The 14462-nt window shown below is 40.1% G+C and carries 10 protein-coding genes; 6 read left to right on the forward strand and 4 right to left on the reverse strand.

Going from position 1 to position 14462, the window contains the following annotated elements:
- Positions 1-309 precede the first annotated feature (309 nt).
- The 3 genes from hemG to BT797_RS13535 are packed head-to-tail and all read right to left on the reverse strand — an operon-like array spanning position 310 to position 2939.
- On the reverse strand, positions 310-825 hold the full coding sequence (gene hemG / locus BT797_RS13525) for a menaquinone-dependent protoporphyrinogen IX dehydrogenase (protein ID WP_045112312.1): 516 nt from the start codon (positions 823-825) through the stop codon (positions 310-312).
- 14 nt (positions 826-839) lie between these two features.
- Positions 840-2297: a TrkH family potassium uptake protein gene (locus BT797_RS13530; protein WP_045112313.1), complete on the reverse strand. Its 1458-nt coding sequence runs from the start codon at positions 2295-2297 to the stop codon at positions 840-842.
- A 21-nt stretch (positions 2298-2318) separates the two neighbouring features.
- Complete coding sequence (locus BT797_RS13535) at positions 2319-2939, reverse strand: YigZ family protein (RefSeq protein WP_045112314.1); 621 nt, start codon at positions 2937-2939, stop codon at positions 2319-2321.
- Positions 2940-3435: 496 nt separating this feature from the next.
- Between BT797_RS13535 and fadB the strand changes: the two genes are divergently transcribed.
- The 6 genes from fadB (at position 3436) to yccS (ending at position 12532) form a co-directional block, all read left to right on the forward strand.
- The gene (fadB, locus tag BT797_RS13540) at positions 3436-5580 is read left to right on the forward strand and encodes a fatty acid oxidation complex subunit alpha FadB (protein ID WP_075472384.1); all 2145 of its coding nucleotides are present in this window, start codon (positions 3436-3438) and stop codon (positions 5578-5580) included.
- Between the two features lie 21 nt (positions 5581-5601).
- Positions 5602-6771 carry an acetyl-CoA C-acyltransferase FadA gene (gene fadA, locus BT797_RS13545; protein WP_075472386.1) on the forward strand — a complete coding sequence of 390 codons (1170 nt, stop codon included), beginning with the start codon at positions 5602-5604 and terminating at the stop codon, positions 6769-6771.
- A gap of 153 nt (positions 6772-6924) precedes the next feature.
- A complete protein-coding gene (locus BT797_RS13550) occupies positions 6925-7638 on the forward strand; it encodes a response regulator (protein ID WP_045112317.1) in 714 nt (237 codons plus the stop codon).
- On the forward strand, positions 7628-9091 hold the full coding sequence (locus tag BT797_RS13555) for an ATP-binding protein (protein WP_045112318.1): 1464 nt from the start codon (positions 7628-7630) through the stop codon (positions 9089-9091). The genes BT797_RS13550 and BT797_RS13555 overlap by 11 nt, the downstream gene beginning before the upstream one ends.
- Positions 9092-9093: 2 nt before the next feature.
- Positions 9094-10362, forward strand: coding sequence for an ABC transporter substrate-binding protein (locus BT797_RS13560; protein ID WP_075472388.1), 1269 nt, complete (start codon positions 9094-9096; stop codon positions 10360-10362).
- 25 nt (positions 10363-10387) lie between these two features.
- Positions 10388-12532 (forward strand): YccS family putative transporter, encoded by a 2145-nt coding sequence (gene yccS / locus BT797_RS13565; protein WP_045112320.1) that lies wholly within the window; start codon positions 10388-10390, stop codon positions 12530-12532.
- Positions 12533-12574: 42 nt separating this feature from the next.
- Here the strand turns inward: yccS and BT797_RS13570 are convergent, their stop codons facing one another.
- Positions 12575-14425 carry a beta-ketoacyl synthase gene (locus tag BT797_RS13570; protein ID WP_075472390.1) on the reverse strand — a complete coding sequence of 617 codons (1851 nt, stop codon included), beginning with the start codon at positions 14423-14425 and terminating at the stop codon, positions 12575-12577.
- Between the last annotated feature and the right edge of the window lie 37 nt (positions 14426-14462).

The following is a 14462-nucleotide window of genomic DNA, read 5'->3' on the forward strand; positions in this document are numbered from 1 at the left end:
AATTGTTAAAGAGCATTGGCATTGACGTCTTTCGTCGTAGTCAGGCTGCGTATTCTACGCAAACCGGATTTGAAGTCAAGCACATATTTATGCTTTATTCAGGACGCTTAAAAAGTAACCGAAGTCGATTCTAAACACCTTACTGAGCGACGTTTGCCGTGTCAGTGGCCGCTATTATAGATAAAACAATTTGATAGGCAAGCATTTCAACGTCAGGAATTACAAATACTATTACATGAACAATTAACCAACGACCACAGGTTAAATTTAACGCTGAACGTCAATGTATCGCTATATAAGTAAACGAATCTATAAGGTTTTCGCAAACGACTTCACTTTAGCCCAATCAGTAAACTCAATATCTTTCGTTGTATCAGTACTACCTCCAGTTATTTTCATAATCAACTGGATAATAAGTGTTTGCCACCAATTATATTTTGAATATAACAATGCGCCTGCAAATACTGCTTGCTGTTTGGGTACCCAATTCGACTTTTCTAAAAATGCCTGCATATATGCATTCGTTTCAGGGGTATTCTTTTCAGCTTTTCTTGCGGTTAAATTTACACAGAAAAAACTATTTTCTTTTACTTCAAGCTCTTCTTTATGCGCTGCAACAAATTGATAGAGCTTTTTATTCAAATGACCATAACGTACAGAGCCACCAATAACGACTTTATCAAAAATAGCCATATCAAGATGCTGGCATTCTTCAAGGCTCATAACTTCACAATGATACTTATCGGCAATAGACTCCTCGATAGCTTTAATTATCTTTAAGGTTTGACCATCAACGGTAGAATACAGTACTAACATTTTTTTCATTTATATGATTCCACTTAACTACGCCAGAAAGCTGGAGTAAATAAAATTAATAAGGTAAAGACTTCTAAACGACCAAACAACATAGCGACAACTAATATCCATTTTGCACTGTCATTAACATCACCAAAATGTACTGCAACTTGTCCAAGTCCTGGCCCTAAGTTATTTAATGTTGCAACCACAGCAGAAAAAGCCGATAGCTCATCCATACCCGTCGCGATCAATGCCAACATACAAATAACAAAAACCAAGGCATAAGCAGAGAAAAATCCCCAAACCGCATCAATAACACGATCGGGTAATACTTTTTTGCCTAATTTAATCTTATATACGGCACGAGGATGTACTAAGCGTTTCATTTCACGCATACCTTGCAAATAAAGCAATAGGATACGAACCACTTTCATACCACCACCAGTAGAACCGGCACAGCCACCAATGAAACTCGAAAATACAAGCAGTACAGGTAAGAACAATGGCCAATCTTGGAAACTTGTCGTTGTAAACCCAGCAGTAGTTGAAATTGAAACGGCCTGAAAAACAGCTTTGTCTAATGCCATTTCAGGGGACTCATAAACACCTTTAGACAAGAGAATAAAGAAGCAAATAGCCACAAGTACAAGTTGTACAAATAAGAATGTACGTAATTCCGGATCATGTAAGTAGGTGCCCGGTTTAAAACCCTTAATTGAGAATGCGGCAAAATGCAGTGAGAAATTCATCCCCGCAATAATTAAGAACACCACAGTGATCATATTAATAATCGAACTATCAAAATGCCCCATACTACTATCGTGTGTAGAAAAACCACCGATTGCAATAGTCGAAAAGCTATGCGCAATGGCATCAAAAATAGTCATCCCAGCCAACCAAAACGCCATTGCGCAAAAAACTGTAAGGCATAAATAAATATACCAAAGTGCTTTTGCTGTTTCAGCAATACGGGGGGTCATCTTAGAATCTTTGACTGGGCCAGGGGTCTCAGCACGATAAAGCTGCATACCGCCTATACCTAAAACAGGTAATACAGCAACAGCAAGTACAATAATACCCATACCACCTAACCATTGTAAAAACTGGCGATAAAACAGCAATGCTTTAGGTAATTCATCGAGTCCAACAATAACGGTTGCACCTGTTGTCGTTAAACCAGAGAAAGATTCAAAGAATGCACCAGCGACACTGAGATCTGGTTGCTCGGAAAGAATAAAGGGTAACGCACCAACACTCCCCAGTACCGTCCAAAACAAAACTACAATCAGGAAACCATCTTTGGCTTTTAATTCTTTTTTATAATTGCGGTTTTGGTACCATACGATACTGCCTAACGTGACACAGAAAGCAAACGAATTAATGAAGACTAGACCACCACCATCCTTATATATTGCGGCGATCAGTGCAGGGAATATCATGGTTACACTAAAGATGGTAACTAATATCCCAACAATTCTTAAAATTGCCCTGAATTGCATTATTATTTTTATCCCTAAATATTAATCGACCACTTTGACATTAACTTGGCCATTCGTTTTGTTTTTAACCGCAATAATAAACGCTTTCACATGCCTTGCATCAACATCAAGCTGCATTATTACTTGTTCACCATATTCGGCATGTTTTAATTTACCATTATATACTGAAAATAAGCGTTCTATTGCGGCTATTTGAGCATAATCACAAGTTAAATTCAGTTCTGTATATATAAAGCATTCAATAGGATCAATCAATTTTAATACTTGTTGTACACCGCCTGCATATGCACGAGCTAATCCTCCCGTGCCTAATTTAATCCCACCATAGTAACGCACAACAACCGCGGTCATTTCCCCTACGTCACTCCCCATTAAACAATGAAGAATAGGCTTTCCCGCGGTACCAGAAGGTTCACCGTCATCACTAAAGCCATATTGCTGCCCGTCACTGGGGCGTCCAGCAACAAATGCCCAGCAATGATGACGCGCATCAGGATGTTGTGCTTTGATTGTCCGAACAAATTGTTCGGCTATTTGACGTCCTTTGGTTGGTGCTAGATAAGTAATAAAACGGCTTTTTTTTATTTCTTCAGTATATTCATAAGCCTGTTCTAAAACAAAATAAGGGCTATTCGCTGTCATTTAAATCCTGTGTATTTGGTGCAGGTGAGATACTCATCGCTATTCTACTGTTATATGTCTGTTGATAATAGCAGGTTCAGGATCACAAATTTTAAAAGTTAAGCAATGGTCAATTTTTTTTTATTAAACATTCATCAACAAACATCTAACAATTAAAAACAGTTGTAAGCCGAACTGTTTAAGGAAGATAAAACTACGCAACAAACAAACCAAAGAATTAACCACTAAACATAAACTTAAACTAAGTACCTAGCGCTAACTTGAAAGACAAATAACTTATTTTACGAGTATTGTCACCCTCTCTATCCCATCAACAACTATACTACTTAGTGATTAGATTAACATAACGCCTTTAACAATAATTTAAACAGTCGTTTAAAATAAGTGTTGAAATATTGTTAGATTATCGACAGAATGAGATCAACCAGTGCCCTACATAGCTGGTAAATAGCAAACGGAGCTGATGATCACCATCGCTTTAGCAAGGAGAAACGTAATGATTTACCAAGCCGAACAACTCTCGGTCACTCTATTAGAAGATGGCATCGCAGAATTAAAATATGACGCGAAAGGCCCAGTTAATAAATTTGATCAAGCAACATTACAAGCATTAACTGAAGCTGTAAAAGTATTACAGACTAATTCAGACATTAAAGGATTAATTCAAACATCAGGTAAAGGTGCATTCATCGTTGGCGCTGATATCACTGAATTCCTTGAACTCTTTAAACTACCTGACGCTGAATTATTAGGTTGGTTGGAACAAGCAAATGCAGTATTCAATGCCATTGAAGACCTGCCATATCCAACAATCTCAGCAGTAAACGGTCATGCACTTGGCGGTGGTTGTGAAGCAATTCTTGCAACAGACTTCCGTGTAGCAGACACCACAGCACGTATCGGTTTACCTGAGACTAAATTAGGTATCATGCCAGGTTTCGGCGGTACAGTTCGTTTGCCACGTCTAATCGGTGCTGATAATGCTGTGGAATGGATCACAACAGGTAAAGATTATAAAGCACCTGCGGCCCTTAAATTTGGCACAGTAGATGCGGTTGTAGCACCTGAAAAGTTACGTGATGCAGCACTATCAATGGTTAAAGATGCGATTGCAGGAAAACTTGACTGGCAATCACGTCGTGCGCAAAAACAAGCACCATTAGGTTTAAATAAAATAGAAGCAACAATGAGCTTCTCTACTGCACTTGGCATGGTATACGCGAAAGCGGGTAAACATTACCCAGCTCCGACAGCTGCAGTTAAAACAGTTGAAGCAGCAGCAAGCATGGACCGTACAGGTGCACTTGGTGTTGAAGCTGCAACATTCATTAAACTTGCTAAAACAGATGCTGCACAAGCATTAGTTGGCTTATTTTTAAGTGACCAAGCACTAAAAGCGGGCGCGAAAAAAGCAGCAAAAGCAGGTAAGGCAACCAATAAAGCAGCTGTACTTGGCGCTGGTATCATGGGTGGCGGCATCGCTTACCAATCAGCGGTTAAAGGCACGCCTGTTATCATGAAAGACATCAATGATGCAGCGCTTGACCTCGGTATGGCAACAGCGTCTGGTTTATTAACAACGCAACTTAAGCGTGGCCGTATTGACGGTACTAAACTGGCTAAAGTTATTTCATCAATCACACCAACACTAAGCTATAACTCAGTTGATGAAGCTGACATTATCGTAGAAGCGGTTGTTGAAAATCCAAAAATTAAAGCGGCTGTATTAGCTGAATTGGAAGATAACGTAAGTGCAGACACAGTCATCACTTCAAATACGTCGACGATTCCAATTAACGTACTAGCGAAGAGCTTAAAACGCCCAGAACAGTTCTGTGGTATGCACTTCTTCAACCCAGTACACAAAATGCCACTTGTAGAAATCATTCGTGGTGAGAAATCATCTGATGAAACAATTGCGACAACCGTTGCTTACGCAGCAAAAATGGGTAAAACGCCTATCGTTGTAAACGACTGTCCTGGTTTCTTCGTTAACCGCGTACTATTCCCATACTTCTTCGGTTTCTCAAAACTTATCGCTGATGGCGCAGATTTTGTTGCCGTAGATAAAGTAATGGAAAAAGAGTTCGGTTGGCCAATGGGTCCTGCATACTTACTCGACGTTGTTGGTATCGATACAGGTCACCATGCAGCAGCAGTTATGGCTAGCGGTTTCCCAGAGCGTATGGCTAAAACGGGTAAAGATTCTATCGATGTGATGTTTGAAGCAACGCGTTATGGACAGAAGAATGGTGTTGGTTTCTACTCTTACGCTAAAGACCGTCGTGGTCGCGTACAAAAAACACCGGATGCAAAAAGCTATGAGCTGCTTGCTGAAGTTGCAAGCGAAAAAGCAGATTTCTCGAAAGATGACATTATCGCTCGCTGTATGATCCCAATGATTAACGAAGTTGTTCGTTGTCTTGAAGAAGGTATTGTTGCTACTCCAGGCGATGCTGATATGGCACTTATCTATGGTATTGGCTTCCCTCCATTCCGTGGTGGTGTATTCCGTTACTTAGATACTATGGGTCTAGATAAATACATTGAATTAGCAGATTCATTTGCTGATTTAGGACCACTTTACCAAGTAACTGATGGCTTGCGTCAACGCGCAGCTGACGGCAAAACTTTTTACTAAGACACGAACGAGGATAATAAAATGAGAGATGTAGTTGTAGTCGATTGTCTACGTACACCTATGGGTCGTTCTAAAGCCGGTGCATTCCGTCACGTTCGTGCTGAAGATCTATCTGCAAAATTAATGAAAGGCTTGCTTGACCGTAACCCTGAAGTAGATCCAAATGACATCGAAGATGTTTATTGGGGCTGTGTTCAGCAAACACTAGAACAAGGTTTCAATATCGCCCGTAATGCTTCATTACTTGCTGGTATCCCAATCACAGCAGGTGCAACAACCGTTAACCGCCTATGTGGTTCATCGATGCAAGCTATCCATGATGCTACACGTGCTATCGCAATGGGCGACGGCGACGTGATGATCATTGGTGGTGTTGAGCATATGGGTCATGTACCAATGAACCACGGTGTTGATTTCCACGTTGGCCTTGCTAAATCCACTGCTAAAGCAGCGGGTATGATGGGGCTAACAGCTGAAATGCTAGGTAAATTACACGGCATTACACGTGAGCAACAGGATGCATTTGCAGTTCGTTCTCACAAGTTAGCACAAGCAGCGACAGAATCAGGTCGTTTCAAACGTGAAATTCTACCAATTGAAGGTCACGATGCTGATGGCGTTTTAAAATTGTATGATTTTGATGAAGTGATTCGTCCAGAAACATCAATGGAAAGCCTAGGTAATTTACGTCCAGTATTTGATCCTGTAAACGGTACAGTAACAGCAGGTACCTCATCTGCATTATCAGATGGTGCTTCTGCAATGTTACTTATGTCTGCAGACAAAGCCAAAGAACTAGGTCTTAAGCCTCGCGCTCGCGTTGTATCTATGGCTGTTGCAGGTTGTGATCCATCAATCATGGGTTACGGTCCAGTTCCAGCAACAAAGAAAGCACTTAAGCGTGCAGGTTTAACCATTGACGATATCGATGTATTCGAATTAAACGAAGCATTCGCAGCGCAATCTTTGCCTTGTGTTAAAGACCTTGGCTTAGAAGATGTTGTTGAAACAAAGATTAACCTTAACGGTGGTGCAATCTCATTAGGTCACCCTCTAGGTTGTTCAGGTTCACGTATCTCGACTACGCTTGTTAACGAACTTGAAGTTCAAGGTGGTAAATATGGTCTAGCGACTATGTGCATCGGTCTTGGTCAAGGTATCGCGACTATCTTTGAGCGTATCGAAGACTAAAAACAACGGTATACATCATACGGTTAGTTAGTCTATATCAAGCCAACTATGACGATAGTTGGCTTTTTTATGTTCTTCTTAAAATGTTCTTCTTGAAATTTTCCCCTCCAAGCTGTTCAATACACATTACGCAATGTAAATAATGGACTGGGCATGAGCACAAAAAAGCAAATATTAGTAGTTGACGATGACGTTGAGATCAAAGAATTACTCAGTGAATATCTCGATCAAGCTGGATTTTCAGTGCTGACAGCCGGTGAAGGCAAAGAAATGCAACGCGTCTTAGCCACCAATACGCCCGATCTGATTGTCTTAGATGTAATGATGCCAGGTGATGATGGTTTTACCTTGTGCCAAAAAATCCGCCGCACATCACAAGTACCGATCATCATGTTAACGGCTAATTCAGATGAAGCTGATCGCATTGTCGGCTTAGAAATTGGCGCAGATGATTACATGGCAAAACCTTTTAGTCCTCGAGAATTGCTGGCTAGAATCAAAGCCTTATTGCGCCGTTCAAGTTACACCAAGCCAACCCAAGGCCGCTATTTTATGTTTGCTCATTGGAAGCTTGATACATTAACACGCCAATTAATTAATCAACATAATAGCAGTACAACAGAACTGTCAGGCAGTGAATTCAATATGCTAAAACTGTTTGTGACAAACCCAAATCAAGTACTAAGTCGTGATGCTCTTTCGGATGCGACTCGTGGTCGAGAAGCACTACCCCTTGAACGAGGCATCGATATACAACTGAGTCGATTACGTCAAAAACTAGGGGATAATAGTAAAAGTCCGACCTTAATTAAAACCATCCGCGGACGTGGTTATGTATTGATCACCGAAGTCTCTTATGACGATTAAAGAGTATATTTACCGCCAGCTACCCAGCTCTTTAGTCTCTAGAATGTTATTACTGACACTGTTATCAATCGCCACCGCGCAGTTAATTTCAACCAGTATTTGGTATAATTTTAGTAAAGATAAAGAACTCGAAGGATTAAAAAATACCGCGGAAAGCATGGCTCAAAATATAGCCTCAACCGCGACCTTCTTCAATTCCTTACCCTTGCAATATCGTCATATCGTATTAGAACAGTTACGCGATTTTGGTGGAAGCCGCTATTTTGTATCATTAAATGAAGTCGAAATTAATATCGATCCCGTAGCCAACAGTGAAATGAAACGTGTCGTACTCGATGAATTTCATCGTGTGCTCGGTGATAAACTGGGTAATAATATCGTCATTAAAACAGAGTTTTCTCACCCCAAAACTTTACACGTATTAAACAACGATACTCTGTTATCTGAATTACCCCGTTCTTGGGCACACTACTCACTCACGCTAGAACCGCTAAATCCCCCCGTGTTAGTGATACAAATGATGTTCGCACCTGATGAATGGCTATATATCGCCGCATTGCTACCAGCACCTTATGTATCCCTTAATGATAAATTAGTAAGTAATGATCAATTGTTTTTCATCTTTCTTATTACCGCTAATTTAATGTGGATGATCTACATACTAGTGCGCTGGCAAACCAAACCACTTAAAAAACTGGCGGCCGCAGCAGCGACATTAAGTCAAGATTTAGATCAACCTCTACTTGAAGAAAAAGGCGCATCAGAATTAGTGATTGCCACTAAAGCATTTAACCGTATGCACTTGCGAATAAAACGTTATATTGACGATCGAGAACGGTTATTTCGGTCCATTTCTCACGATTTGAAAACCCCGATAACGCGATTACGCTTACGTGCAGAGTTACTTAATGATGATGTAAAAACAGCGAAATTCAATAATGATCTCGACCAATTAGAAATGATGGTTAAAGGCGCATTACAATGTGTGAAAGATACCGACATTCACGAAAACAGTGCACCTATTGATATCCAAGAATTACTGTATGAGATCACAGAACATCATAATAGCTGCACAGAAAAAGTTACCTTTTCATTCCCACAAGTAAACATTCACTATCATGGAAAACCCCTTGCTATAAAACGCTGCTTAACTAACTTGGTTGAAAATGGGATAAAATATGGAGGGTTCTTACACCTTATCGTCGAACAACAGCAAGAGCACATCGTCATTTGTATGATTGATTCAGGCCCCGGTATTCCAGAAGATATGTTAGAGGACATTTTTACACCTTATACACGTATAGCTCAAGATAGCGATGGCTCAGGGTTAGGTTTAAGTATTGCTCGCAGTATAGCGAGTGCCCATGGCGGTACACTCACCTTACACAATCGAGAAAATTCAGGATTAAAAGTGATCTTACGACTCCCGCACAAACCATCATCACGGATATAATAATGAGCACCATCATCAGTAATCGCATCCAACGACTCTTTATACTACTGAGTGTATTATTCACTTCTCCTGTAACAGCAAGCCAAGTAGAAGTATTACATTGGTGGACATCTGGTGGTGAACTAGATGCGCTCAGTGAGCTACAAAGTAAAGTCGAAGAAACCGACAATACCTGGCTCGACTTTGCCATTAAAGGCGGCGGTGGTAATACAGCCTTAACGGTATTACGTTCTCGGGCTGTATCAGGTAATCCACCGACGGCAGCGTTAATCAAAGGCCATAATATTCAAGAATGGGCAAAACTGGGGTTCCTAACCTCATTAGACGACATTGCTAAACAAGAACAATGGGATGCTAAGCTCCCAGAATTTATTAAGCCAGTGATGAAATACCAAGGACATTATGTGGCAGTACCGATTAATATTCATCGTATTAATTGGTTATGGTTCAATGAAACAATTTTTAACAAAGCAAGTATTGCAATTCCTCGTGATCTCGCGGAGCTAATCACAGTATTACCACAGCTTGAAGCCGCTGGTTACTTACCGATAGCTCATACATCTGAGCCTTGGGCTGATGCAATTTTATTTGAGTCGATCAGTTTATCAATTTTAGGCGCAGAGCAATATAAACAGGCTTTTGTCGAACTTAACCCACAAGTATTAGCATCACCGGCAATGATCCGAGCCTTTGCTAAATTACGCACTATATCGTTATTCATCGACGCAAATGCCAAAAATCGAACTTGGGAACAATCCACTAAACTCTTAATTGAAGACCAAGCAGCAATGCAAATAATGGGGGATTGGGTAGCAGGTAAACTACTCCAAGAAAAGCAGAAATTAAATACCAAAATCCGCTGTATTCCCTTCCCTGGCACTGAAGGTATATTTAGCTATAACATTGATAGTTTTGCTTTTTTTAAATTAAAAAGTGTATCATCAGAAGTAAAGAAAGCGCAAAACACCCTAGCAAGTATCATATTAACACCGGAATTACAGCGTGACTTTAACGTCAAAAAAGGTTCATTACCGATAATAGATACCACTGATAAGGGTAATTTTAATGCCTGTACGCAGCAAGCATATCAAGACTACCAACAAGCAACCCGAGACAACACACTAGTACCGACTTTTTCTCAGGCAATGGCAACAACAACCTATGTACAATCAGCAATAACACGGGTTATCAGTAATTTTATTTATGATAAAAGCATTAGCAATCAAGCGGCAGTAGTACAACTCGTCAATGCCATTAAAGCAGCACAGTAAAATTTTTATAAGGGACTCATCACGCATGCTACAGCCATGGCGAAAACTGACTTATTTAACCGCCAACAGTAATTTTTTTATTGCGCTAAAAGCATTTTTAGCATCGATAACCTTATTGATTCCGGGGTACATTCTTGAACTCTCTGAACTCTCAGTTACCGCCGTTCTCGGTATTGTCGCTGCGGTAATTTCAGAAGGTGATGACAGTATCAAAAAGCGCATTATTAATAGCTTATTGACGCTTTTTTGTTTTACTTTATCATCATTATTAGTAAGCCAACTGTTCCCTTACCCATTGTTATTTTTAATTGGCAGCTGCCTATTTAGTTTTTCGATTATCATTCTCGGTTCCTTAGGTAAACGCTATGTAACCATCAGTTTTGCAACCTTGATGATTGCGGTTTACACTATGTTAGGGTTAAGCCATGATGCTGAATCTGCCACTATACTCGCAACTGAAGTCGAATTTAATCCTTACTCTTTACTCCTCATTGCTGGTGCGGCTTGGTATTTTATTATCTCGACAGTATTACTTAAGGTGACTCTATATAACCCCATCAGAGAACAATTGGCTGAGGTTTATTTTTCATTAGGTTTATACCAACAAGAAAAAGCCAAATTTTTCTCGCAGACAAAGCATGATCATAAAACCATTCGTCATACCTTATCAACGTTAAATATTAATATCGTCAATGCCATGTCAGCATGTCGTACCAACATTGATTATCATATGGATAGTGAAAACCTATCCCATGAACTTCAACACTTGATCCACCTCTATCAAGAAGCCCAAGAATTGCATGAAAAAATGACATCTAGCCATTTTCATTATGATTCACTAAAACGTAATTTAAATAATGATTTGATCATCCATGGTTTTGAGCAAGTATTAAAGCAACTTGCTACCGCCTGTACTCAACGCGGTAACGCAACACTATACAAGCAGACTTATGTACACGATCACGGCTTGACTTGGTCACTCGCTATTTTAAAACAAGAATTACTGACATTAGAAAAATCTGTGCAATGGCAGCTCTTTGGTCCACTGAAATTATTATTTCGTAATTTACGCAAGGCTGATGAGCTATTAATTAACAGCGAGCCCACAAGTGAGCATGAATTCTTAGTTATGGCACCACGTGAACGCCTATCGATAAAACAAAGGTTAGGTGACGCATTGCACTTATCCAGCCCAGTATTTCGCCATGCGATCCGCTTAACCATCGGCATAGCATTAGGGATAGGGATTATTTTCGCCTCTGAACTACATGGATATTGGGTGGTGTTAACCACTCTATTTGTCCTACAACCCAGTTACAGTGCAACTCGAGTTAAATTAAAACAACGTATTTCAGGTACGCTAATGGGCATCATCATCGGTGCTATTCTATTATACCTGTTTCCAACTGAGCGCAGCCAACTATTCTTATTGGCAATATCAGCATTTCTATTCTTTTATTATTTACGTCAAAATTACAGTCGTGCGGTTACCTATATTACCTTGTTAGTATTACTGGCATTTAACGTACTGTACCAACAAGGTTTTGTGGTAACCATCCCACGTATCATTGATACCTTAACCGGTTGTAGTATTGCTTATCTACTGGCCAAGCTAGTCCTACCCAACTGGCAATATAAGCAATTCCCTAAGTATTTAGTCGAAGCGATAACCGCTAATCAGGCTTACTTTCATGAGATCATCAATCAATATGTTTCGGGGAAAAACAATGAATTACCATATCGAGTTTCACGCCGTAAAGCCTATGTAGCTGATAGCCATTTGACCGCGTCTTGGAAAGACATGCAGGTTGAACCCAGCGATAAACGCCATAAACTCAATCATGTGTATGATATAGCCCGTCGTAATCATGCCATGCTATCGGCACTGTCGGCATTAGGCGTACACAGAAATAAAATTATTGATGCGGAATTACAGCAAGATTTACGCTTAGTGGAACAAATGATTACCCTCGCGTTAAAGCAAACAAAAAATACTATTTTATCGCCAGTTAATGACGATAATTTTTATATTTGTGAACTAGAGGAGTTACTCAAACGCTATGAAAATGATGATCATAAACATATATTATTATTAATTCAGAAGTTGAAACAGATCGCAGAAATTACCGAAGAGTTACAAGTGATGGCAGATGAAATGAATCGTATTTAAAATAACCTTGCACGTAGTTAACGTGCAAGGTTCATCAACGCATTAGCTATATTCGTGATACGGATTATTTTGAGCTAACTTAATTGCGTTTGCAAAGCCCTGTAAACGCACTTCGTTAGTAGTGATATTCACACCACTTTCATCAATAACCGCATTACCAAATGCATAACGGATTTTTTCTTCGCCTAGGCATGCCTTTGTATCATTATCAACAGCTCGTTGTTTAATCAGGACATTGCGTTCTTTGTAAGCGCTTACTACTGATGTTCCGTATTTAATTTCCAGCATTGTTAATGTCTGCTCTGGTGATAATACTAAACCACTGGCATTATTACCGCCAAAACCTTTTGCATTTAAGATTACCGCTTTCATCTCTTGACCTTTATCACCAACAAACTGGTGATCAGTTAAGATGTGCAGGTTTTCTTGATGTACGTCATCGGCAATATGATCAATCGTTTTAATCCCTGGGATCCAGCCGTGTTGCCACACACCCAACGACGCCATAAGTTGATCTCCAGCCGCAGCTCCCATTGAATGACCGACATAAGATTTAATTGCGGTAACAGGCCACTTCTTAATATTAAAACTTGCCGCGACTTCATTTAAAATATGGCTTTCTGTCACCCGGTTTTGTGGCGTTCCAGTACCATGCGCTTGCACAAAAGTATGCTGTAAGCCTGATTCACCTAAAATAGCTTTCGCTAATGCGGTTGCTTTAGCCACGGTCACATAGTTACCAATTCCTGGCGCTGAAATGGATTTCTTATTGGCATCAGCATTAACAAACACATCGGCAACAGAACCATAAATAGACACACCTAACTCTAATGCAAGTTCATCATCCATCAACACCACAAATTGTGCCGATTCAGCCATCGTAAACCCAGCGTTGGATGAGAATGGACGACAAGCGCGGCGATTATCAACAAAATCACTGTTATCTAATGCTTTTAACTGATCATCTTCAGCTAACGCGCCCATCACACGAAAACCTTCCATAACCCCAGTTTCAACAGGTGCTTCAGCGTTGCCAACGATAACAACTTTTGATTTACCTGACTGAATGTCTAGCATACCTTGACGCAAGTTATATAAGAAACTCGCGCAAGCCCCCATGTTGGTGCCAGTAGTACCAGCACTATTGATCACATAACTATTAATGAAATCTGCTGGCATTTCAGCTAGTGCCATGGCCATCATTTTGGTACTAACGCGACCGCCTTTAAAATAAGCTGAAAGCATACCACCAAATGAATTTTCATCGACTTGACCAAGTGCACTTCCCGCATAGACAGATACTTCATCAGGATTAATTAATTTGAGAATATCATCCCAATCAACACCTAATGAATTAAGTGCATCAGAGGCACCATAAACCGTTAGTTTTAAACCGCGAGGATGCGATCGCGAATTGTATAATTTATCTAAATCAAAGCCCGTTGGAATATTACCGGCACTTGATACTGGGTAAGTAATGGTGTCATAAATTAACGCCTCAAAATCACCTTCAACGGTCACTTCAACTGTTTTATTATCAACGTCATTAAGTACCCAATTAACAGGAATAGTATGAGGTAGCTTTGATTTTTTTAACTGAAACTTAATTGGTTCTCCTGCTGGTGAGAACTTATATTTTCGCTGGAAAGGTACCGCTTTTGGATTAAATGTAGTCGCATGACGCACTAACGTACCGGCTTTAATTTGGCCAATAATGTCAGTATTTATATCGCGAGTATCTAACCCCATGCGTTGGGCTAAGTCTTGCCAAGTACTAGCCATTACATCATCAGGCAAGGCATCGCACACTAAACGCTTATAACTATGGAAACCAGAACTACGTCCTGCTGCATTCATCCCACCTAAACCAACTATTAACGGTAATTTCGCCATTTTAATACATCTCATTCGAATCTCAGCTATTGCTAGA

Source organism: Moritella viscosa (assembly GCF_900120065.1).
Taxonomy (GTDB): Bacteria; Pseudomonadota; Gammaproteobacteria; order Enterobacterales; family Moritellaceae; genus Moritella; species Moritella viscosa.